Origin of the sequence: Vibrio sp. D54 (assembly GCF_021728075.1) — a bacterium.
GTDB lineage: Bacteria > Pseudomonadota > Gammaproteobacteria > Enterobacterales > Vibrionaceae > Vibrio > Vibrio alginolyticus.
This window is the reverse complement of record NZ_JAKKCS010000001.1, coordinates 37,964-58,846: the sequence shown is the minus strand read 5'-3', so window position 1 is coordinate 58,846 and position 20,883 is coordinate 37,964. Positions and strand designations below refer to the sequence as shown.

The window sequence follows — 20,883 nt, the reverse complement described above, 5'->3', positions numbered from 1 at the left end:
CAGTAACGAGTTAGTTAAATGCGATGAAGGCCTTATTTTGTTGTTTATTAAGGTTTTGTTTCATTGATATAGAAAGAGAATTGAAAGGAAAAATAGCCGTGAAGACGTATTAGTCACGGCTGAAGTGTTCACTCAACGCGGCGCGACGTTTAGAGGCTGCACCGGTTTCTGAGCCCTGAACGGTATGCTCAAATCCTTTACGAATGAATCGCTGATCTGGAATAAGAGGCTCAATACGGCGTATTTGAGGTGAAAGATGAGAGCCCGAGATCTGATACGCTGTCTTTCCTAATCCGGTATTCAACGTGATGACCTTGCCATCGAATTCAAATTCCGTCGTAATAAGTCGATGGTTTCGGTATACCCCATCTTCAGTGAAAACGAGACGTTCTGTTTGGTAGGGTGGCGCGCCAATCTCAATCCATTCGCCGTACACCTTTTCCGGATCAATGTGGTCTTGATAGGAGAGGTGGATTTGATAGCCAAAAAACGTCAACAGACCCATCCCGAAGCAGACAAATGTACTCTTGAGGATTTTGGATTGGTGGCGAGCCAAAAATGAAAGTTTTGGTTCTTGTCGTGCTTTTCGCCTTCGGCGAGTCGAGTCCTTCATAGATCTAATTTTCTCCACTTTTTTAACATGGTGGAAACCTTCCTTTTTAAAAACAAACAATCCCGCCATTGAGACGACGAAACTATGATCTAATGTCCACTTTTACATTCAGATACACATCTTATTGATGGTTTTGTTGTTTGCTCACATTCATTACTTCGCAGGTTTTCTTGCTCGGTTTAGGTCGCCTGATTAATCCTCGCGAAAAGAGGTTCTCGCTCAGTAGCAAAGGATGTGCGTTATTACGTTGAGTTTAATGGCTTTCAAAGCTTGAGTAACGGAAAGAAACAAGGTAAAAAAGAGCGGACTTTTGATAAGGAAACCAATAATGAATATTAAGGAAAATAGCTATTTTGCTGGTAGTGTAAAATCACTAGGCTTTAACCAGAAAGATCAGGATGTTAGCGTTGGTGTGATGCTTCCTGGTGAGTACACGTTTGGTACTCAAGCACCAGAGCGTATGACGGTTGTAAAAGGTGCGCTTGTGGTCAAGCGTGTTGGCGAGAGCGATTGGACGACTTATCAAAGTGGTGAGTTTTTTGAAGTGGAAGGTAATTCTTCATTTGAGCTTCAAGTGAAAGAAGCGACTGCGTATTTATGTGAGTACTTCTAGCGTTCATTTGTTGCTCGTCATAAAACCACCTTCGGGTGGTTTTTTCGTCTATGTGCTTCACTTATAACGCATCTTTTTGGTTATTTGGGTATATACTTAATAAAAATGTACCCATCGACCAGGGAGGAAGTGATGGCAGTACAACGCAAGCATTCTGATCTCCCTCCTCGTTACGAGGACAAAGATCTCACCAATGAGCAAAGACAGCGCTTTACCGAAGTTGCCAATGCCGCTCATAAGAGACGTGAATTTTATCGACGTGCTCTAGGAAAGAGCTTAATGGGCAAAATGAAGGGCCGTGCGTTTAAAGATTACCCCACTCGTCAGCAAGACAAGCCGAACAGAACGTTGCAAGTAGTGTGGTTAATCGTATTCCTCGTTGTGGGGCTTTGGGTGATGCATGTGTTCGCTTAGTCATTAGCAAGCTTCTGGTACAGCTGGTGCATCAGATGTTGACTGTTCTTCCGTATTGCAGTGCTCATAAAAGGCGTACTGGTTTTTACCAGTATGTTTAGCTGCGTACATTGCTTTATCTGCACATCGAGTCAATTCAGACAAATCCTTTGCATCTTGCTTATAGATAGCAGCACCTACACTCATCGTTAACTCGTTAATCATATCGTAGCTTCGGTAACCTGTCGGAAACAGATTTACGATCCGTTTTAGGATGCTGTCGAGGTCATCTTTACTTTTTACATCGTAAAGCATGATTACAAACTCGTCGCCCGCAAATCGAGCGATGGAGTAGTCGTGTTTATCGGTTTTTCTGTCTTTGTTGCGAATGTTATTTTTTAATCGAGTTGCGAAGGCTTGAAGTACTTGGTCACCAATATCGTGCCCGTAGGTGTCGTTGATGTGCTTGAAGTTATCGATATCGAGAAAGACCAATGCGGTGATGCTGTCATCAGATGAGTGCTTGATTTCATCGAGCTTTGCGCGCGCCCAAGTCTCAAAGCTCCAGCGATTGGCAAGCCCAGTGAGCTGGTCAAAATATGCTAACTCCTCAATCCCCTCACGATACAGTGTTTGAATGTAATTGAGGACTTTCGTGTAGTAATACGAGAACGTGTGACACACAAACGCGGTCGCTATCAGGGTCAGCATCAATCTCTGCTCTATGATTTCTGTGGCTGTTGGCAGTCGATCTAAAAAAGCGACCCCAAAAAAGATCAGTAAAATGTAGGTGCCACTGAACAACAGACCGACCTTAAACTCATTAATTAATACCAGAGTGGCGACAATAGGATATAGCCATAGCATCTTGCCTGACGGAGCGTCGTTATACAGAAGTAACAATAACCCTTCGAACATTAAGACAGCACTTAGCCATAAGTCGGCGTATTGATGGTGCCGCTGGACTTTTATTACATAACTGATTGCTAAGCATGCCAAGGCACACAAAGCATGGAAAAAGCTTAAACCCCAGTTATTCTCAAGTGATTGAGCAATGGAACCATAAGTTAAACAGGCAGCGGCGATACTGGAGCATAAAAAGACAATTTTCTTTTTTCTTGTTGAGCGGATGTCCGCCATTTCTTCTAAGCGCGCCCCAGCCAATGTCGACATTACGTATCCTTGCTTAATTAACGTGTACGCTTATTCTAGGCGGTATTTTCGCGATAAATAGAACAACAAAGTTTCCAAATGTGATATCAGTCATTTTTAGTGCAAAGCCATCAGTGTGATTTGGTGCGAGTGTTCAAAGAGGAATGGTGGCGCATGCAGGTTTTCATGACGGTTCTTCATGGCTCTATATGGTTGGACTGATAACTCAAAGTAATGTATCTAGCTGGAGATATTTCTATTGATTATCCTGATTCTGTTCGGTGCTCGTTGATTGAGAGTATTGTTCACCAATCTCTGCTCTACGTATCGTCAAGGCATATGTCGTTTCGAAAATGCATTAGAAATATTTTTCCGAAACAGGGCGAAATATTGTTGTCGTTATGACCAATATGCGACTAGAATCCGCGCTAAATCACAACCTCATATCGAGCTTCGTTCGAGTCACTATTTTTAAACTGCTTCACAAATATTGTGAGGCAGTTTTTAGTTGTAGGAAAGGTTACAAGCATGCCTAAAAGCCAAAACATCAACCAACGAATGTCCATCGTGGCATTAGCTTGGCCAATTCTTGTCGAAATTTTGCTACGGACGGCTTTAGGAACCAGTGACGTGTTCATGCTGAGTAGCTACTCAGACAAAGCCGTATCCGCTGTTGGTGTGATCACGCAGATTACCTTCTTTTTAATCATCGTTTCGACCTTTGTCAGTAGCGGTACGGGGATTTTGATTGCCCAATACAATGGCGCTGGACGCGAGCAAGAGTCAGTGAGCGTTGGTGTTGCGAGTATTGCGTTGTCTGTGCTCGTCGGTGTGCTATTGAGTGTGATTGCCGTGCTTGGTGCGATATATCTACTCCCATATTACGGCTTGGAAGCGCAAGTCGAGCAGTACGCTCATGAATATCTGCTGATAAGCGGTGCGATGACGTTTAACGTTACGATTGGCGTTGTTTTTACAACTATTCTGCGTAGTCATGGTTATTCACGTTCCCCAATGGTGGTGAATTTGATCTCGGGTGTGTTCAACATCATTGGTAACTATATTGCGCTTTACCAGCCATTTGGTTTACCTGTGTATGGCGTGCAAGGCGTGGCAATAGCAACCGTCGTCAGCCAAGTCATCGGTACGTTAATGTTATGGTTTATTCTCGCGCGCAGCAGCATTGAGCTACCAATGTCGACCATGAAACAAGTGCCCGTAGAGATTTACAAAAAGATCTTAAAAATCGGCGGCATGAACGCGGGTGAGGTGCTGTCTTACAACGTGGCGCAAATCTGCATTGTGTATTTTGTGGTGCAAATGGGGACGGCATCGTTAGCGGCTTTCACTTATGCGCAAAACATTGCCCGTTTCTCGTTTGCTTTCGCGCTGGCAATTGGTCAGGCAGCGCAAATTCAGACTGGTTACTACATCGGTAAAGGTTGGGTGAGCAGCATTTTAAAACGCGTACAAATCTACTTCTTAGTAGGATTTGTGGCATCAACGGCGGCAACCACACTGATTTACCTGTTTAGAGAAGAGATTCTGCGCGTATTTACCGATCAACCAGAGATACTCGCATTGGCAGGTTCGTTAGTCATGGGCTCAATTTTGCTCGAGGCCGGACGTGTGTTTAACCTGATTTTTATCGCGGGGCTCAAAGGCGCGGGTGACATCAAGTTCCCAGTGCAAATGGGGATTTTGAGTATGTGGGGACTAGGCGTGCTTTTCTCTTACATCTTTGGCATCCACTTGGGTTATGGCGTTTTAGGGGCTTGGATGGCAATCGCTCTCGATGAATGGGTACGTGGTATCATCATGGCAAGACGTTGGCGCTCTCAGGTGTGGACCAAGTTTAAGGTGAGCTAACGGTTTTCGGTATCGCGCATCACGCTTATTCTGTTGTTAGAAAACAAAAAAAGGCACTGATAGTCAGTGCCTTTTTGTTATTTAAAATCGGGAAGACGTTAGAATTCGCACTCAGCTTTGAACACCATGCGCTCTTTGCTGTATGGATGATCCAGCTCTAGCATCTCAGCATGCAGGTGTAAGCGATTCGCTTTTTCGCCGTATAAACCATCACCAACCATCGGCATGTTTAACCCCATGTGATGAGCACTGTGTACACGTAGTTGGTGAGTTCGCCCGGTTTTCGGATACATGTATACCTTGCTGCGTCCATCTTTGACTTCAATCAGTTGCCAGTAGGTTTCTGCATGTTTCCCGTGTTCAAAACACACCAGTTGACGTGGGCGGTCGTCGGGGTCACCACGCATTGGCAGTGAAATTTCCCCTTCTGGCGCGTTCAATACGCCTTCGAGCAGTGCCATATAACGTTTTTGTGCGCCGCGAGACATAAACTGTTTTTGCAGACTTTTGTTCGCGCGCTTAGTTAAGGCAAACACCAAAATGCCAGAGGTCGCCATGTCGAGGCGATGAATCACAAACGGCCCTTCCACATCAGGGTACATCGCTTGTAGGCGCGTATAAGCAGAGTCCTTGATAGTTTTACCAGGCACTGAAAGTAAGCCCGAAGGCTTGTTGACGACGACCATAGCGTCGTCTTGGTAGATTATCTCTAGTTCTTTGTCTTCTGCCCAATTCTCCGCCAATGGATTAGGTTCGACATCCAGCCCTTGCATCATATGGCCCAAAATCGGCTGACATTTGCTGTTGCACGATGGGTAGAATTTTTTGTGTTGGCGAACTTCAGACTTTGGCGACACACCCCACCAAAATTCTGCCAGCGCCAGCGGTTTGAATCCGTGTTTAAACGCGTATTGAAGCAGTTTTGGCGCAGCACATTCCCCCGCACCTGCTGGTGGAACTGGGTTTGTGGTGTCCGCAAAAATGTCCACCAAGTCGCGTGTTTTGCCATGGTTGTTTAGGAAGCGGTATTGTTTATGCAATTTGTGCTGCAAAGCGTTGGAGAGCGTTTTGCGCTGTTCTTTCAGATGAGCAAGTTGCTGCTCTAACTCAGCCAAGCGCGCTTCTTTGATTGCAAGCTTTTCATCCCACGCTTGCTTTAAGTATTTGAGAACATTTTTCTCGGCGACACTTTGCTTACCCAACTCATCCAATAAGATTTTGAGGTCATCGGCATTGAGTGTTTGCTCGCCCTGTTGACGCTGTCGTTTGCGTGCGGCGCGGCCGTCAATCATTACTTGGCGCTGTGTTTGCTCTTCTTGTTGATAAGCGGCTCGGTCGGCTTGTATTTGCGCTTTAAGATCTGCCAATTCCGGATTCGCGGCACAGGTTTTGTACTCCGCATTGGCGGCGTTGATGGCATCCGTTTCTGCGCGGAAGAAGCCTTCATCGGTCAGCATGTCGTACACAGGAGGGACAAATCCTGGAATCAAGTTTTGGTCAGCAATTTTGCCAGAAAACGCACTTAAAAAGCCGAGCTCGCCTTGAGGGCTTTTTACCAGCAATACGCCAAACATTTTGCCTCGCCCCGTTTCTTCATTAACCAAACCAAAATCGTGTTCGAAGTCGGTTTGCGCTAATAAATGCTGTTGCAATTGCTTTGCGGCTATAACGCAAAGAGGATGCGGCGTGTAGTAGAACGGAAACGTAAACTGCGTTGGTAATTCATAACCAGAAGTATCAGCAGTAAAACGAGTAAAACAATGTTCAGGCGAGTGCATGGTGGGTATCCGCGCGAGTAAAAATTCGAGCGAGGATTGTACCTGTTTGAGTCAGGATTGCCATGTCAGTGTTGGCAATCGCTCTTGGATTAAGAACAAGAGCGAGTGGGGAAGAGCTTATTGCAGTTTTTGTAATGCAAGCTTCCACTGTGCCGGTTTGTCGTAGTAGGTCGAGTGCGGCAAGGTCAAGTACTCGCCATTTACTTCTGCAATCATGGTTGGATAACCACCAACGTGTAACTGGCGCATCAACTGTCGGCTAGAGTGAATTCTCTCGTTTAGCTCGGCTTCGCTTAACGTCATGTTTTGCTCCCACGCATCACTTGCTAAACCTAGCGATTCTGCAATGGCTTTGAGTGTCGATGCTTCATTCACTTTTAACCCGAGTTGATAATGCGCAGATTGGATGGCCTTTAGCATGTTCCATGGATTCAGCCCCATTTTCTCCGCACTCAAGATCGCTTGTGTGGGTAGATAAGAATCAAGAACAAACGCATCTTCGCTTTTCACGCGTTGCAGATATGCTTCACCAAACGTTGCTCCGGTTTCGGTTGCGATACGAGCGTCACTGTTGATGATGTGCTGACGAAATTCAGATTCAATCGCGCGTTTCTCAATCATACCGCCGGGATGAAGCTCTACCTTAAATTGAGAGGTGTCCATCAAGGCTTCGATGAGTGGTGATGCCCCGTAGCACCAACCACACATGGGATCGAAGAAGTAATGCACGGTTACCATGACATTTCACCAGTATGCACTTTTGCACCGATTTCTAGCGCGATTGGCAATTGAGCTTCTGGGTATTTCGCTGACATGGTGTCAATGAGTTGAGCGCTGTTATTGCTGTGTTTTTTCGCTTGCTGAAAATCCTGCAAGTATTGTTGCGAGTAGCGAATGGTGTCTGCGTTCAGCTTTGTGCCTGCTTTCATGTGACCAGGAATGACCACTTGAGGTTTAAGCGCAAGCATCTCGCTAAGTTGCTGCTCCCAAGCATTGATGGCGGTTTGGTCTGCGGCATCTGCCATCCACAAATGTACGTTTGAGTACACGGCTACGTTACCTAGAATCGCTTTGTTATCTGGAATCCATAGGTAAGGGCGGTGTGCTGATGTGCCATGGTTACCACGGATTTCAATCTTATGACCTTCTAGCTCTAATGATGCATTATCGTACGCGACAGGGATCACTGGTTTTACCGGTGCGTTTGCGCCAAGCTTTGGTCCCCAGTACGCCAGCTTTCCAGCCAATTTCTCTTTAATAATTTTTTGAACCGCAGGCGTTGTGATGATCTGCGCATCAGGGAACTGTTGGTGTAAGGCCTCTGCGCCAAAGTAGTAGTCTGGGTCCGCTTGGCTGATAAAAATGGTTTTAAGTGTTTTGCCTGAGTCCAGCACTTTAGCGGCAATGCGCATCGCGTCAGCTTTGGTGAAGCCAGTGTCGATAACCATGGCGTCAGTCTCACCGTATACCAAGGTTGAGTTTACGTGGAAGCTGTTACCGTCGGCGTTGTAAACCTCAAGAGTAAGGGGAGAGGCTAGGACAGGGCTTGCCATTAATATGGATGCAGCAATCAAAGTGAATTTTTTCATAATAAGCTCCTAAAGAATTTGGGGCCAAGCGACCATGGCTTGGGAACGGGAGCTATATTAGGAAATTGATACGCTCGGAAAAATACACAATAATGTGCATCACTATTTCTTATTTCGAGCAAATGTATGGACAGAGTAACGGCAGCAAAAGTATTTGTGGATGTGGTGTATTCTGGCAGTTTTACCGCGACCGCAGAACGGTTAGACATGTCTCGGCCAATGGTGACTCGTTACGTAGAGGCGATGGAGAACTGGTTGCAAACTCGTTTGTTGCACCGCACTACGCGCAAGGTGTCGCTCACCACCGCAGGGGAGCGCAGCTTGCCTCAGATTGAGCGCTGGTTAAAACAGGCCGATACATTAACGTCGAACATTGCCGCTGATGGTGAGCTGTCCGGAAAAATCCGTCTTGCGTCTAGTACTTCATTTGGATTCTCACAGTTGATCCCCGTAGTAAACAGTTTTATGCAAAAGCACCCCAAAGTGCATATCGACATAGATCTGCAAGATTCAGTGAGTGATCTAACCGAACAACGTATCGATCTGGCAATCCGAATTGCGTCAGATCCCGATCCTTCTTTGATTGGTAAGCCGATTGCGGTGTGTGAATCGGTGTTGGTGGCATCGCCGCAATACTTGCAAACTCACCACGCGATCACGCATCCGCGAGATTTATCTTCACACGACTGTTTGGGATACAAAAACTTTGAGCGTCACGTGTGGCATTTGTCTCAGGGCGACCAGTTCGAATCGGTGGGAATTGAGTGTCGCCTAACCAGCAATGAGGCCACGGCGTTATTGCATGGCGCTTTACAAGGCATGGGTATTTCGATGTTGCCAACTTACTTGAGCAATATCTATCTCAAATCGGGTCAGCTTGAGTCGGTGTTGCCGGATTGGAAGCCAAATGATCTCAACATTTACGCGCTGTATTCATCACGTAAACACTTGTCTCCTGCGGTGAGAGCTTTCATCGATCACAGTGAAGATTACTTTAAACAGCATCCTTGGTAATAGCGAAAGGCGTCGTCATCCCGACTTGAGATTCATACAAGATCCTGTACCTTACATGGATATATTTTCGCAGCGTCATTTAGAGTTTTAGTTAATGTCACAAGTTCGCATCAAATTTATTGCTTCCGATATGGATGGCACATTGCTTGACCAATACGGTCGTTTGGATCCGGAGTTTTTCGATCTGTTTTTGCAACTGGAAGAGCAAGGTATTTTGTTCTCCGCTGCGTCTGGTCGTCAGTATTACAGCCTGCGAGACACGTTCGCGCCAATCAAAGACAGACTGTTGTATGTGGCTGAAAACGGCACCTTGGTGATGTTCCAAGACAAAGAGCTCTACAGTTGCACCATTCCTAAAGCGGAAGTGGCGGAGATTGTGAAAGCGGCTCGTGAAATTGACGGAGCGAACATCGTATTGTGTGGCAAGCGCTCGGCGTACATCGAAACGCATGATCAGCAATCGCTGGAAGAATTTCAAAAGTACTACCACCGCTGTGAATATGTGCCGGATTTGCTTGAGGTCGAAGACGAGTTCATTAAGGTGGCAATTTGTCACTTTGGCGGTTCGGAAGAGCTCTTGTTCCCGACCATGAATACGAAGTTTGGCGCAACGCATAAAGTCGTGGTGAGTGCAAAAATCTGGCTGGATGTGATGAATGCCGAGGCCTCTAAAGGTGCGGCCATTCAGCATCTTCAAGAGACGATGAATTTTACTCCGGCAGAAACCATGACGTTTGGTGATTACCTCAATGACCTCGAAATGCTGCAAGTCAGTGAGCATTCGTACGCGGTTGCCAACGCGCACGAAGAGATTAAGAAAATTGCTCGTTATTCTGCGCCAAGCAACCAAGAGGCTGGGGTACTCAAAGTGATTAAAGAGAAAGTGTTAGCGAAGTAACGCTCATTTTTTCGATGTTATTTTCTTCTTCACGTAAAAAGCCCCGCATACACTGCGGGGCTTTGTTTTTTTGGGGGGGAGTAAGGTTCCCGTTTTAGCGTACGTACTTGGCGGTTGCGCTGACTAAAAAGTGCTGCAATTTCCCGTCTGATTTTGGCACCCACAAGTCGTTATGATAATGGTAAATACGGCCATTGATGGTCACAGACAAGGTATTATCACCCGTTTGCTCCATGCGAATAAACTGATCCGAAGTGACCAAAAACGGCTCTTGCTCTTCAATGCTCTGGCCCGTTGCCAATACGAAGTAGCCGAATCGGTTGCCAGCATCCGGATCGGTTGAGTAGATTCGATGTCCAACGAGGCTGTAGTCGTCGTTGAGTGCCTGCTCAAGCGTTTTTTGCCCGATGGTTTCGTGCGATGGAATAAATACCCAAGCCAACACACCTGCCGCAATGACTGCCAGTAGAAGCAGTACTTGCATGAACTTTCTCATCATATATACCGTTTAACGTTGAAATTTCATTTTGTACATGCGCTTATCCGCTATGCTGATAAGAAAGTCAACATTGTCACTGTCTTTAGGGTATTGCGCTAAGCCCATGCTTGTTGAAAGTGTTGAGACTTTATCGGAGTTTAATATTTGTGCATCAAAGACGGTATTTATCTGCTCACGTACGTTCTCTTCATTGAGATGTTCACCTTCAAGGATAACCGCGAACTCATCTCCTCCCATGCGATAAACAGTAAAATCATTGAGTGCCATAGAATTAAGCCGCCTAGCGATTTCCCGCAGTACAGTGTCGCCAACTTGGTGTCCGTGTGTGTCGTTGACTTCTTTAAAACCATTTAAATCTAGAATCCAGAGAGAAAAGGGCCTTTTTTCTTGAGTAAATTTGTTTAGGGTAATGAATAGTGCATTGCGGTTCCCTAGGTTCGTTAAAGGGTCGCTGAGCGCCAATTTTCTATGAAAATGGGATTCACGATAAAAGAAATAAGTTAGAGAGATAATCGACAAAACGAACGTCGCAAACAACATATATTGTGCTTGCATTAAGCGCTGGGTTTGACCTTTTTGTGCTTCATAAGCTTTACTGCTTAGGCGGAAGTTTTGATTAACGAAGTCTATTAAGCCTAAATATAGTGTTTGAGTTGAACGATAAAATGCAGCAGCAGCTTGGCTATCACCTGTTCTAGCTTCTACTAGTTGTTTTTCTAGCTCTTTGAACTCTTCAAAAAGATTAATGAAGTAAAGGTGCATGTTGTTCCGAGAAAAGAACTTATTGGCTTTCGTGCTACTGGTCAATAAGTCAAAGCGACTCCACGCTAACTCGTATTGAAGCTCTGCACCATCAATATTCAATACGTTTTCATCTAACCGTCTGGCCTCGCCGACAAGTTCTGATAGTTCTTTGGAGAGTTGGAATAAAAACCAAGTCGCTTGTTTTTGTTCGTTATTAAAATTTTGTGAGAGTGAACGTGTTTGCTGTAAAAGCACGACATTCGCGAGAAGCAAAGAAACGGCAAACACCACCAGCAGCATTTTGCTGGTGGTAGAATATTGCAATATTCTTTGTTTCTTAGAATAGGGTTCTGATAACTTCATTCTTATTATTTTTCTTTTATTTCATTTACTTGCCATACCATTTGCGCATGATATTTATTGTAGTTTAGCTCTGGATAGAGATTGAGTGGATATATCACCCAGAAAGGGCCTTTATTCCTGACTTTTATGTAATTCTGATCTTGTTGATAAGCCAGTATTGGTTGATATCGAAGAATATCTTGTCGGGACAATGTCGAGTGATAGTCGTTTAAGCTGCTGATATCAACCTGCTCTGGTACCTTTCCGTAGACGTGTGTAAGAAGCGTGCTGAGTTTAACGCCTAAAAACTCTGACGAAGCAGGAAGCCAAGGCAATGTCATCGTGTAGCTAGTGGTAGGTAAAGCTTGGATCTCTTCCAGTTCCAGTATGACACTAGGCTGCTGGCTACTACTAAATACGATCGTATTTGCAGACAAGAATGGCGCAACAAAAAACAGACCTAGCGCGACTATCTTTTTCATCATATGCCCTTTTGAGTTTTATTCTTTTTTCTTAGCTAGGACAAAGGTGCTAGCGGTAATTTATTTATAATTATAGAGCCAACCGGATGAGATTTTATAATACGTTATGTTTCAAAAATAACTGTCGGTTTACGTCACGTCAAGGTTATTAAGTTGCTTCTTAATTAAAAGCTCAGAGTATTGGGATGATGGTAGAGTTTCGTAATGATTTCGCGGTATTTAATTGGTTTTTAGTGCAACTTTGTGTCATTTTTAATAAAGATACTGTGTCGGAAATGAGAATTTAATAAGGCGAGAAATGGATGTCGAATTTGTTCTTAAGTTACATTATTTTACATATTTAAATCATCGATATTCAGATATGTATTTGTTAGTACGTAAAGAAAATAAAGTCACCTAGTTTTGGTGACTTTATTTTTTATTTCATGAGCTTACTTAAATTAACTATGCAAACAAATATTTTGCATGGAAGTTGAGGTGCTCTTCAATAAAGCTTGAGATGAAGTAATAGCTATGGTCATAGCCTGGTTGCATTCTCAAGGTTAGGTTTGAATCGTGTATTTTTGCCGCAGCAATCAGCGCTTCCGGTCTAAGCTGCTCATTTAAGAAGCCATCAGCATCACCTTGATCAACCAAAATTGGTAATGGTGATTGTTGTTGTTTTAGAAGTTCACTTGCATCGTATTGCTTCCAGCTTTCAAGCTCCTTGCCTAAGTAAGCAGTAAAGGCTTTTTGTCCCCAAGGGCATTGCATTGGGTTACTGATTGGACTGAACGCTGAAATAGAACGGTACTGTTCTGAATTTTTCAGACCAATGGTGAGCGCTCCGTGGCCGCCCATACTGTGACCGGAAATTGACTTCACGTCAGAGACTGGGAAGTTACTTTCGATGATCGCAGGCAACTCCTCAGTCACATAGTCGTACATACAGTAATGCAGTGACCAAGGTGCTTGCGTCGCATTAAGGTAAAAGCCAGCTCCTTTTCCTAGGTCATAGCTTTCGTCGTCAGCGATACCTTCGCCTCTCGGACTTGTGTCTGGTGCAATGATCGCAATGCCAAGCTCGGCCGCCATACGAAATGCGCCCGCTTTCTGCATAAAGTTCTCATCGGTACACGTTAAACCAGAGAGCCAGTATAGCGCGGGTACGGGATTTGATTTCGTTGCGTTAGGTGGCAAGAATATCGCGAAGCGCATGGTGCAGTTTAGGGCATTGGATTCGTGTGTATATTGCTTGTGCCAACCGCCAAACACTTTAGCTTGGCTTACATTTTCAATGGTCATGAATAAACTCTCTAATTAGCAGAAGGAATTCAGGCTCCCCAAAAGGAGAGCCTGAGGCAGCATTATTGATCCATATGGATAACTGTTCGGATGCTCTTACCTTCATGCATCAGATCAAACGCTTTGTTGACATCTGCTAATCCCATTGTGTGGGTAATGAACTCCTGTAAGCCGAATTCACCAGCCATGTAACGGTTTACGATTTCTGGAAGCTCAGAGCGACCTTTAACGCCACCGAAAGCGCTGCCACGCCATACACGACCAGTTACCAGTTGGAATGGACGAGTTGAGATCTCTTGACCTGCACCAGCAACACCAATGATGACTGACTCACCCCAACCTTTGTGACAGCACTCAAGTGCTTGGCGCATCACGTTTACGTTACCGATACATTCGAATGAGTAGTCAACACCACCGTCTGTCATTTCAACAATCACTTCTTGAATTGGCTTGTCGAATTTTTGTGGGTTGGTGCAATCAGTTGCACCCAGTTGTTTCGCTAGGTCGAATTTGCTTTCGTTGATGTCTACACCGATGATGCGGCTGGCACCAGCCATGCGAGCACCGATGATTGCAGAAAGACCGATACCGCCTAGACCAAAGATTGCCACTGTGTCGCCTTTTTCAACTTTAGCTGTGTTTAATACCGCACCCATACCAGTGGTTACGCCACAACCTAGAAGACAAACTTCTTCAAGTGGTGCTTCTTTGTTTACTTTCGCTAGTGAGATTTCTGGAAGAACCGTGTACTCAGAGAAAGTAGAACAACCCATGTAGTGGAAGATAGTTTCGCCGTTGATAGAGAATCGGCTTGTGCCATCTGGCATTAGGCCTTTACCTTGCGTTTCACGAACGGCCTGACATAGGTTCGTTTTGCCAGACTTACAGAACTTACACTCACCACATTCAGCAGTGTAAAGTGGGATAACGTGGTCGCCAACTTCAACGCTTGTTACGCCTTCGCCAACCATTTCAACGATACCGCCACCTTCGTGACCAAGGATTGAAGGGAAGATACCTTCTGGATCGTCACCTGATAGTGTGAATGCGTCAGTGTGACAAACACCAGTTGCTACGATGCGTACTAGCACTTCGCCGGCTTTTGGAAGTTGTACATCCACTTCTTCCATTTTAAGCGGCTCACCTGCAGCCCAAGCGACCATTGCTTTTGATTTTATGTGAGTTTGACCAGGTTTGATTTCAAGCGACATTGGATGTTTCCTTTATATTTTCAGTATATGGAGTGACGTAATAAGCGTAGTTAAGGTTTGCTTACCGCGCTTCGTCGTTTTGTTGGTGCTCATTTTAGGTGTTTCAGTAAAAATGATAATCCGTCCATTTTGAAAATGATTTTTACATATGCGTAATAATGATAAGGTGAGCGTGTAAAAAGAGTGCGATGCCTCCTTAAAGCGGAAGGGAAATGGAAAAGGTGATTGACCTGAAGTTAGATAGAGGGGCTAAAGTAGAAAACTGTCAAACCATCAGCTAAGTAAGAGTGATTATGAATAAGACGGATCTGAGTGCCTATTTAACCAAGCTAGGCTTGCCTAGTGAATTGCCTGCCGATTTGGGGTCATTGCACAGAATTCACGTGGCGCAGCATCGTTGCCTGCCGTTTGAGAATTTTGACATCGCATTGCAGCGAGGCGTCTCTGTTGAGATTGAAGATATTATTCAAAAAACCGTGTACCACTCTCGCGGTGGTTACTGCTTTGAATTAAATGGTTTAATGCTTGATGTGCTCAACACTCTTGGGTTTGAAGCGCGAAGTTTGCTAGGGCGTGTACATGTGTCTGGTACACCAACAGGTCGTAGTCATCAAATCACGTTAGTGACGTTAGAGGAACAAACATGGATTGTCGATGTGGGTTTTGGCTCCAATACCCCTCGAGCGCCATTGCCATTTATCCTTGACCAAGTGATTCAGACGGATTTACAAACCTTCCGTTTTGTCAAAGATGCTCAGTTTGGTTATTTCCTCCAAGTGCTTTCAACCGATGGAACGGACACGTGGAACAATCTATACAGCTTTGACCTAGAGTTTGTGTTTGCTGGTGACATTGCATGTAGCAACTTCTTTACCTCGACTTCGCCTAATTCACGTTTTACTAGCGCAAGAGTCGCTGCTAGAGCGACAGAAAGTGGGTTGGTGACGCTGCTTAACTACACACTCAGATGCACCAATCATGAAGAGCTAACAGAAATAGAGCTAGAGCCAGGTCAAACCTACCTGGATGCGTTGAAAGAATATTTTGGCATTGAGCTTGATGCGCAATACGACGATCTTCGTCCGTTACCTGACGCGTAAAGTTTTCCAGTTTTCAAAGCGTAGCGCGACGAGAACAATGTAATCACTATTTGTCTAGAAGAGGTCGACAGGAATACAGCATGGCGAATTGGGAAGGAGTCAGCGAGTTTGTTGCCGTAGCGGAAACTAACAGCTTTACAGCTGCCGCGGCTAAACTGAAAACGTCAGTGGCACAAATCAGTCGCCGCGTATCGGCACTTGAAGAGCGTCTTGCGGTTAAGTTACTGCATCGCACGACGCGAAAAGTTTCTCTGTCTGAAGCTGGACAGCTTTATTATCAGCAGTGCAAACACTTGGTCGAAGGGCTAGAACTAGCTGAGCTTGCTGTAACGCAAATGCAAACCGAACCGCGAGGTTTGCTGCGTGTGACAGCGCCTGTGACCTATGGGGAAATGAACCTCGCACCGCTCTTGCATCAGTTTTTGGAGAAGTACCCGCGTGTGGATCTCGATTTAGTTCTGACCAATCAAAAACTGGATTTGATAGAGCAAGGGGTAGACGTGGCGATTCGTCTTGGCCGCCTGCAAGATTCCAGCATGATCGCAAAGCGTCTTTCGTCGCGTCAAAATTACGTGTGTGCTAGCCCTATGTATTTGGAGCGATTTGGCGAGCCTCACACATTATCCGAACTGGCTCGACATCAGTGCCTAGTTGGTTCGGTCGATTATTGGCATTTTAAGGAAAATAAACGCGATAAGTCTTTGCGCGTATCGGGGAGAATTAAATGCAATAGTGGTTTTGCGCTAATGGGCGCCGCCAAACGTGGTTTGGGTTTAGTGCAGTTGCCGGACTATTACGTTCAAGAAGCTCTAGATAACGGTGAGCTAGTCGAGGTGCTGACCGGTTACCGAGACGACCGTGAAGGCATTTGGGCACTGTATCCACAAAGCCGAAATTTATCGCCCAAAGTGAGGTTGTTGATCGACTTTTTAGCGCAGGAACTAGCGGATTAGAGTTTTCATGAACTTTAATACAACTGAAGTTGCTAAAACGCCCGGTGATGCCGGGCGTTTTTATTAGGATGAGAGCTGGAATCGAAAAGACATGAATCACTATTGGTTGGATTCCGCGTCTTCACGTTTAATCACTTTGTGCCCATCTTCAGACACGCCTTGCTTCCAATAGCTGCTGATGTAGATGTTCTCGCGATCGACTTCTTTCTCATTGCGGAAATATTGGCGCAGCGCGCGCATTGAATCGAACTCACACGCACACCATACCGAAGCGTTACCGTCTAACCACTCGAGTTCGCGAACGCTATCAGCCAAGGTTTGCTGTTCAGTTAGCCAAATCAACTCCATACCGGCTGGCGTGTTTAGGGGTTGAATGTCGGCTGGAGACATCACGCTGATCACAGCGTAGCCTTTGGCCTCTTCTGGCAGCGTACGAATTTTCGCAGAAAGTGCTGGAAGTGCTGTCATATCGGCAGCCATGAAGAACCAATCCGCCTCAGTATTTAAGTTGGAGATGCTACCTGGCCCAACAATGCTGATCGTGTCGCCTTTTTGCGCGGCCATTGCCCAACGCGCTGCAAATCCGCATTGCAGATCTTGCGTTACGTGTCGGACGAAATCCACTTCGATTGAACTGGTTTCTGGATGAAAGCGTCGGATAGTGTAGGTGCGCATGATTGGTCGGTCGTCTTCTGGCAGGATGCTCAGATCCGCGCCGCCCATATCGTTAAACAGTAATTTGATGTAACTGCCTTCGCAGTCACGAGGAAAGTGGCTCAGCGCCTCACCTTGCAAGGTAATGCGCTGCATGTTTGGAGTGATGGTTTCTGTGTCTGTGACAACAAGCGTTTTAGGTTGAGGCTTCTTTTTCATTGTTACTTTACTCGATAATTATTCTCTTTCTCATTTAAAGATTATCAAGTTCCCTAACAAGAGGGTAGCGTCTTTAAACAAATTTACACTGTGAATTAACGCCAAAGCCTCAAGAAAAATATTACCTCTATCCTTTCTCTAACCACGTAAAGTGAGTCGTTTTTTAACCATAAATGGACTTATATCATTGGAATCGTAGACAAAAGCAACAGCGCAGACATGCTGTAGTTGAACCCCTTAACGCGTTTATCGGTGGTCAACCAACGCTGCAATTGCATACCTGCCGCCGTCCAAAATGTCACCGATGGCAAGTTGGCTAAACAGAAGATACCGGCGATAAAAGTCAGTTCGAGCCAAGAACCGCCACTGGTGTATACCGTAATGGCCGTCAACGCCATCGACCAACCTTTTGGGTTCACCCATTGGAATGCAACAGCCCCTAAAAAAGACATCGGGCGAAAATCGTGTTTTGCTTCGGTTTTGTCGCTGGTGGCGATTTTGTACGTCAAGTACAGCAAATAACTCAAGCTCAATACTTTTAAAATGGAGTGTGTAATTGGATATGCGTGGAACAGGCTCATCAAGCCAATGCCCACCAAAATTAGCATGGCACCAAAGCCAAAGGTAATGCCCAACATATGTGGGATAGTGCGTTTAAAGCCGACATTTGCCCCTGAGGTCATCAACATAATGTTATTGGGACCCGGCGTAAAAGTGGAGACAAAAGCGAACAACGCCAAAGCGCCCAGTTGATGATATTCCATAGATTGTTCCTTGAATCAGTTCTCGATAAGTTGAGAACAACTATAAGTAGAACTGAGGTCAATATTGTGCTTTTATTTGATGATTAGAAACTAAATAAGCAATGAAACATCATCATGGATAGATTTGACGAAAGAATATTGCAAGTGCTCAAACGAGACGGAAGAATCTCCAATGTGGAGCTGTCGGAACGCGTTGGTTTATCTCCGTCTGCAACCTTACGCCGAGTGCAAGATTTAGAGCGTAAAGGCGTGATCAAAGGCTACCGAGCAGTACTGGATAATCAGCAACTTGGCGTGGGTTTTGTCGCTTATGTGTCGATTGGTTTGGCCTCGCACTCTAAGCAGGCACAGCTGGGTTTCGAAGAGCATGTGCGTTTTGTAAACGAGGTGGTGGAATGTCACAACATTACGGGATCTAACGAATATCTCATACGCGTAGAGACGCAAAATCTCGCCGCTTATAAAGCGTTCCATGCTGATGTGTTGGGTGAGTGCGAACACGTCAAGTCGATCACAACGATGGTGGTGATGGACACACCAAAAGACGAGCGATAGCCAAACGAGGGTGACAGTTTTTGTGGCACATGAATTTGAAGTGACTCGAAAGAGTCAGTCGAGTATGAGAATGGTTCACAACAAATGCTGGAAAGCAGATGGCACTCTTACAATTTCCATATTTATTCTCACCTTCTAAATAATCCCATCCTGCTAGTTTTGCTTAAACCGCTTGTGTTTCAGAGCGGCGAGTCAGCAAAATTAAGGATGAACGATGAAATCACATGTAACACTTCCTCTTTTGAGCTTAAGCGCTGTTGCCGCATTGAGCTCATTTAACGTCAACGCCCACGGCTGGGTAGAATTTCCAAGTGCTCGTCAGAATACGTGTTATTTAGACGGTGGTTTTTGGACCAACGAGATCCCTAACCAAGCGTGTAAAGCGGCTTTTGAAGAATCTGGCGCGTATCCGTTTGTGCAGCGTAGCGAAATTGCAGCAAACGTACCAAATTACCGAGATATGGAGCATGTGAAAGCCGTGGTTCGCGACGGTGAGCTATGTTCTGCTGGCGATGCAGCTAAGAAAGGCTTGAACATTCCTTCTCCAAACTGGCAGCGCACCAATGTTACGCCAGATGCAAATAACCAGATTGAACTGGTGTTTTACGGCAAAGCGCCGCACAACCCATCGTACTGGGAATTCTATCTCACCAAGCCAACTTATGATGATTCAAAACCTCTTACTTGGAGTGATTTAGAGCTGATCGACACCGCAGGTGATGTGTATGTTGATGCGGAAAAACGCTACCGTATTCAGGTGACTTTCCCTGCTGATCGTTCCGGCGATGCGGTGCTCTATACTCGTTGGCAGCGTGTTGATGTTGCTGGTGAAGGTTTCTATAACTGTAGTGACATTACGTTAAACGGAACAGGCACGACGCCACCGACTGACCCTGTTGATCCAACCGAACCGGGCAATAATCTGACATCTCTAGGCTACTTTGTTCAGCAAGGTTTTGGGCCAGTAGAAGCGGGTGACACCATTCGTTTCCGTACGTTTAATGCGACAGGCAATGAAATTGTCGATATTTCACTACCAATCAGTGCAAACAATACGGCGACTTGGGCGGCAGAAATTGCGGATCAATTTAATGCGCAGCAAACGGGCGATTGGTATGTGGGCATTTGGCATCAAGAGATGAACCACTACATGTTCGATAGTAAGAACGTGAATGCAAACCAAGTATTAGCGCCAAGTGCAGACTTCAGTTATGCGTTGTCACTGATCAAAGCGGATGTACCGCCACCAGTTGAACCAACCAACTTGTGGGACAAGACGGCCGTTTACAACCAAGGTGATGTGGTGACGCACAACGGCAAAGAATGGACTGCCCAGTGGTGGACCTCTGGTGAGGAACCAGGCACAACGGGTCAATGGGGTGTATGGCGTTAAGCCAGTTATTTGGGCCCTGAACAGTAAAACCCTTCTCATGTGAGAAGGGTTTGTTTTTTCAGTCTAAAACGATCACTTTGGTTGAGTGGTTGTCTTGAAAATCAGAGCACATATCGTTATTCGCTTGCTCTCCACTCGCTCCAGTTGAGCATCGCGTAGTCTGCCAGTTTGAGCATCGGAATGTCTTCGTGTGTATCACCGTAGGCATAAACAGACGCAAACTCGTCGAGCGAAAACGCCGCTTTCACGCGTGAGACTTTTCTTTCTAAACTGCAATCACCTTGCTGGTAAAAGCCACTCAGTTTTGGCTGTTCTGAGATCAGTTCACTGCACAGCAAGTGGTAACCGTTCGCCTCACACCAAGGCTTGAGATACGCATTGAGTGATGCCGACACCACTACGATGGTATCGCCTCGGTGTTGATGCCAAGCAAGCCTTTCCATCGCTTCTGGCCGTAAGTACAGCGGGATCACTTCATGGGCAAACTGAGTGCCAATCGCTTCAATTTTCTGCGTTTCTTTCCCTGAAAATGCAATAAAACTGCTGAGAGGGCGCATAACACGAGCGGGTAACACTCCGAGTTTGTACAGCGCATAAAATGGCATGATAGCGACCTTTCCTACTCGTTTGCGCAGGCCATAAGCAGAATAGTGGAGGAAAAGGCTAAACATATCCTCTCGGGTGATGGTGCCATCAAAATCAAACAGTGCCAGTGACGGCTTAGTAGTATCGAGCAAACTCGCGCCTATTTTTTGGTTTAAGAT

General features: G+C 45.5%; 22 protein-coding genes. 9 read left to right on the top strand and 13 right to left on the bottom strand.

The features are described 5' to 3' along the window. Positions 1-109 precede the first annotated feature (109 nt). Positions 110-613: a DUF2850 domain-containing protein gene (locus L3V37_RS00315; protein ID WP_237305609.1), complete on the bottom strand. Its 504-nt coding sequence runs from the start codon at positions 611-613 to the stop codon at positions 110-112. A gap of 328 nt (positions 614-941) precedes the next feature. On the opposite strand from L3V37_RS00315, the gene L3V37_RS00310 reads away from it, so the two are divergent. Both L3V37_RS00310 and L3V37_RS00305 read left to right on the top strand, forming a co-directional pair. Continuing rightward, the gene (locus tag L3V37_RS00310) at positions 942-1,226 is read left to right on the top strand and encodes a pyrimidine/purine nucleoside phosphorylase (RefSeq protein ID WP_005383244.1); all 285 of its coding nucleotides are present in this window, start codon (positions 942-944) and stop codon (positions 1,224-1,226) included. A 132-nt stretch (positions 1,227-1,358) separates the two neighbouring features. After that, positions 1,359-1,640, top strand: coding sequence for a hypothetical protein (locus L3V37_RS00305; RefSeq protein ID WP_025768744.1), 282 nt, complete (start codon positions 1,359-1,361; stop codon positions 1,638-1,640). A gap of 3 nt (positions 1,641-1,643) precedes the next feature. On the opposite strand, the gene L3V37_RS00300 is transcribed toward L3V37_RS00305, so the two are convergent. After that, on the bottom strand, positions 1,644-2,792 hold the full coding sequence (locus L3V37_RS00300; protein WP_237305608.1) for a GGDEF domain-containing protein: 1,149 nt from the start codon (positions 2,790-2,792) through the stop codon (positions 1,644-1,646). Between the two features lie 507 nt (positions 2,793-3,299). Here L3V37_RS00300 and L3V37_RS00295 point away from each other — a divergent pair. Next, positions 3,300-4,640: an MATE family efflux transporter gene (locus L3V37_RS00295; protein WP_237305607.1), complete on the top strand. Its 1,341-nt coding sequence runs from the start codon at positions 3,300-3,302 to the stop codon at positions 4,638-4,640. Between the two features lie 98 nt (positions 4,641-4,738). On the opposite strand, the gene L3V37_RS00290 is transcribed toward L3V37_RS00295, so the two are convergent. From L3V37_RS00290 to L3V37_RS00280, 3 genes are all read right to left on the bottom strand, one after another. Continuing rightward, positions 4,739-6,418 carry a pseudouridine synthase gene (locus tag L3V37_RS00290; protein ID WP_237305606.1) on the bottom strand — a complete coding sequence of 560 codons (1,680 nt, stop codon included), beginning with the start codon at positions 6,416-6,418 and terminating at the stop codon, positions 4,739-4,741. A gap of 117 nt (positions 6,419-6,535) precedes the next feature. After that, positions 6,536-7,156: a DsbA family protein gene (locus L3V37_RS00285; protein ID WP_136976764.1), complete on the bottom strand. Its 621-nt coding sequence runs from the start codon at positions 7,154-7,156 to the stop codon at positions 6,536-6,538. After that, the gene (locus L3V37_RS00280; RefSeq protein WP_136976763.1) at positions 7,150-8,007 is read right to left on the bottom strand and encodes an MBL fold metallo-hydrolase; all 858 of its coding nucleotides are present in this window, start codon (positions 8,005-8,007) and stop codon (positions 7,150-7,152) included. The genes L3V37_RS00285 and L3V37_RS00280 overlap by 7 nt, the downstream gene beginning before the upstream one ends. 126 nt (positions 8,008-8,133) lie before the next feature. On the opposite strand from L3V37_RS00280, the gene L3V37_RS00275 reads away from it, so the two are divergent. Continuing rightward, positions 8,134-9,021, top strand: a complete 888-nt coding sequence (locus L3V37_RS00275) for a LysR family transcriptional regulator (RefSeq protein WP_136976762.1) — start codon at positions 8,134-8,136, stop codon at positions 9,019-9,021. A gap of 94 nt (positions 9,022-9,115) precedes the next feature. Then, on the top strand, positions 9,116-9,919 hold the full coding sequence (locus L3V37_RS00270) for an HAD family hydrolase (protein ID WP_136976761.1): 804 nt from the start codon (positions 9,116-9,118) through the stop codon (positions 9,917-9,919). 94 nt (positions 9,920-10,013) lie between these two features. Here the strand turns inward: L3V37_RS00270 and L3V37_RS00265 are convergent, their stop codons facing one another. The 5 genes from L3V37_RS00265 to L3V37_RS00245 all read right to left on the bottom strand — a co-directional run bounded on the left by L3V37_RS00265 (position 10,014) and on the right by L3V37_RS00245 (position 14,481). After that, complete coding sequence (locus L3V37_RS00265; protein ID WP_017633832.1) at positions 10,014-10,403, bottom strand: hypothetical protein; 390 nt, start codon at positions 10,401-10,403, stop codon at positions 10,014-10,016. A gap of 24 nt (positions 10,404-10,427) precedes the next feature. After that, positions 10,428-11,525, bottom strand: a complete 1,098-nt coding sequence (locus L3V37_RS00260; RefSeq protein ID WP_005383270.1) for a GGDEF domain-containing protein — start codon at positions 11,523-11,525, stop codon at positions 10,428-10,430. A gap of 5 nt (positions 11,526-11,530) precedes the next feature. Next, positions 11,531-11,986: a hypothetical protein gene (locus L3V37_RS00255; RefSeq protein WP_005374384.1), complete on the bottom strand. Its 456-nt coding sequence runs from the start codon at positions 11,984-11,986 to the stop codon at positions 11,531-11,533. A gap of 444 nt (positions 11,987-12,430) precedes the next feature. Beyond that, positions 12,431-13,270 carry an S-formylglutathione hydrolase gene (fghA, locus tag L3V37_RS00250; protein ID WP_005374382.1) on the bottom strand — a complete coding sequence of 280 codons (840 nt, stop codon included), beginning with the start codon at positions 13,268-13,270 and terminating at the stop codon, positions 12,431-12,433. A 62-nt stretch (positions 13,271-13,332) separates the two neighbouring features. Beyond that, complete coding sequence (locus L3V37_RS00245; protein WP_237305605.1) at positions 13,333-14,481, bottom strand: S-(hydroxymethyl)glutathione dehydrogenase/class III alcohol dehydrogenase; 1,149 nt, start codon at positions 14,479-14,481, stop codon at positions 13,333-13,335. A gap of 293 nt (positions 14,482-14,774) precedes the next feature. On the opposite strand from L3V37_RS00245, the gene L3V37_RS00240 reads away from it, so the two are divergent. Continuing rightward, positions 14,775-15,581, top strand: a complete 807-nt coding sequence (locus L3V37_RS00240; protein ID WP_237305604.1) for an arylamine N-acetyltransferase — start codon at positions 14,775-14,777, stop codon at positions 15,579-15,581. 80 nt (positions 15,582-15,661) lie between these two features. Beyond that, complete coding sequence (locus L3V37_RS00235) at positions 15,662-16,534, top strand: LysR family transcriptional regulator (protein WP_237305603.1); 873 nt, start codon at positions 15,662-15,664, stop codon at positions 16,532-16,534. A gap of 99 nt (positions 16,535-16,633) precedes the next feature. Here L3V37_RS00235 and L3V37_RS00230 read toward each other — a convergent pair whose 3' ends face one another. Further along, positions 16,634-17,407 carry a siderophore-interacting protein gene (locus tag L3V37_RS00230; RefSeq protein ID WP_017821025.1) on the bottom strand — a complete coding sequence of 258 codons (774 nt, stop codon included), beginning with the start codon at positions 17,405-17,407 and terminating at the stop codon, positions 16,634-16,636. A 179-nt stretch (positions 17,408-17,586) separates the two neighbouring features. After that, a complete protein-coding gene (locus L3V37_RS00225) occupies positions 17,587-18,171 on the bottom strand; it encodes a LysE family translocator (protein WP_237305602.1) in 585 nt (194 codons plus the stop codon). 114 nt (positions 18,172-18,285) lie between these two features. Here L3V37_RS00225 and L3V37_RS00220 point away from each other — a divergent pair, with 114 nt between their 5' ends. Together L3V37_RS00220 and L3V37_RS00215 are read left to right on the top strand one after the other, a co-directional pair. Further along, a complete protein-coding gene (locus L3V37_RS00220; protein WP_031780811.1) occupies positions 18,286-18,726 on the top strand; it encodes an Lrp/AsnC family transcriptional regulator in 441 nt (146 codons plus the stop codon). Positions 18,727-18,940: 214 nt separating this feature from the next. Further along, complete coding sequence (locus tag L3V37_RS00215; RefSeq protein WP_213905611.1) at positions 18,941-20,119, top strand: lytic polysaccharide monooxygenase; 1,179 nt, start codon at positions 18,941-18,943, stop codon at positions 20,117-20,119. 116 nt (positions 20,120-20,235) lie between these two features. Here the strand turns inward: L3V37_RS00215 and L3V37_RS00210 are convergent, their stop codons facing one another. After that, positions 20,236-20,856 (bottom strand): HAD-IB family hydrolase, encoded by a 621-nt coding sequence (locus L3V37_RS00210; protein ID WP_033907205.1) that lies wholly within the window; start codon positions 20,854-20,856, stop codon positions 20,236-20,238. Positions 20,857-20,883: the final 27 nt, after the last annotated feature.

Coding starts and splice junctions, on each gene's coding strand:
- L3V37_RS00265 (WP_017633832.1), bottom strand. CDS start 10,403: ATGCAAGTACTGCTTCTACTGGCAGTCATTGCGGCAGGTGTGTTGGCT.
- L3V37_RS00245 (WP_237305605.1), bottom strand. CDS start 14,481: ATGTCGCTTGAAATCAAACCTGGTCAAACTCACATAAAATCAAAAGCA.
- L3V37_RS00220 (WP_031780811.1), top strand. CDS start 18,286: ATGGATAGATTTGACGAAAGAATATTGCAAGTGCTCAAACGAGACGGA.
- L3V37_RS00280 (WP_136976763.1), bottom strand. CDS start 8,007: ATGAAAAAATTCACTTTGATTGCTGCATCCATATTAATGGCAAGCCCT.
- L3V37_RS00230 (WP_017821025.1), bottom strand. CDS start 17,407: ATGAAAAAGAAGCCTCAACCTAAAACGCTTGTTGTCACAGACACAGAA.
- L3V37_RS00305 (WP_025768744.1), top strand. CDS start 1,359: ATGGCAGTACAACGCAAGCATTCTGATCTCCCTCCTCGTTACGAGGAC.
- L3V37_RS00215 (WP_213905611.1), top strand. CDS start 18,941: ATGAAATCACATGTAACACTTCCTCTTTTGAGCTTAAGCGCTGTTGCC.
- L3V37_RS00235 (WP_237305603.1), top strand. CDS start 15,662: ATGGCGAATTGGGAAGGAGTCAGCGAGTTTGTTGCCGTAGCGGAAACT.
- fghA (WP_005374382.1), bottom strand. CDS start 13,270: ATGACCATTGAAAATGTAAGCCAAGCTAAAGTGTTTGGCGGTTGGCAC.
- L3V37_RS00285 (WP_136976764.1), bottom strand. CDS start 7,156: ATGGTAACCGTGCATTACTTCTTCGATCCCATGTGTGGTTGGTGCTAC.
- L3V37_RS00290 (WP_237305606.1), bottom strand. CDS start 6,418: ATGCACTCGCCTGAACATTGTTTTACTCGTTTTACTGCTGATACTTCT.
- L3V37_RS00270 (WP_136976761.1), top strand. CDS start 9,116: ATGTCACAAGTTCGCATCAAATTTATTGCTTCCGATATGGATGGCACA.
- L3V37_RS00315 (WP_237305609.1), bottom strand. CDS start 613: ATGAAGGACTCGACTCGCCGAAGGCGAAAAGCACGACAAGAACCAAAA.
- L3V37_RS00225 (WP_237305602.1), bottom strand. CDS start 18,171: ATGGAATATCATCAACTGGGCGCTTTGGCGTTGTTCGCTTTTGTCTCC.
- L3V37_RS00295 (WP_237305607.1), top strand. CDS start 3,300: ATGCCTAAAAGCCAAAACATCAACCAACGAATGTCCATCGTGGCATTA.
- L3V37_RS00310 (WP_005383244.1), top strand. CDS start 942: ATGAATATTAAGGAAAATAGCTATTTTGCTGGTAGTGTAAAATCACTA.
- L3V37_RS00240 (WP_237305604.1), top strand. CDS start 14,775: ATGAATAAGACGGATCTGAGTGCCTATTTAACCAAGCTAGGCTTGCCT.
- L3V37_RS00255 (WP_005374384.1), bottom strand. CDS start 11,986: ATGAAAAAGATAGTCGCGCTAGGTCTGTTTTTTGTTGCGCCATTCTTG.
- L3V37_RS00275 (WP_136976762.1), top strand. CDS start 8,134: ATGGACAGAGTAACGGCAGCAAAAGTATTTGTGGATGTGGTGTATTCT.
- L3V37_RS00260 (WP_005383270.1), bottom strand. CDS start 11,525: ATGAAGTTATCAGAACCCTATTCTAAGAAACAAAGAATATTGCAATAT.
- L3V37_RS00300 (WP_237305608.1), bottom strand. CDS start 2,792: ATGTCGACATTGGCTGGGGCGCGCTTAGAAGAAATGGCGGACATCCGC.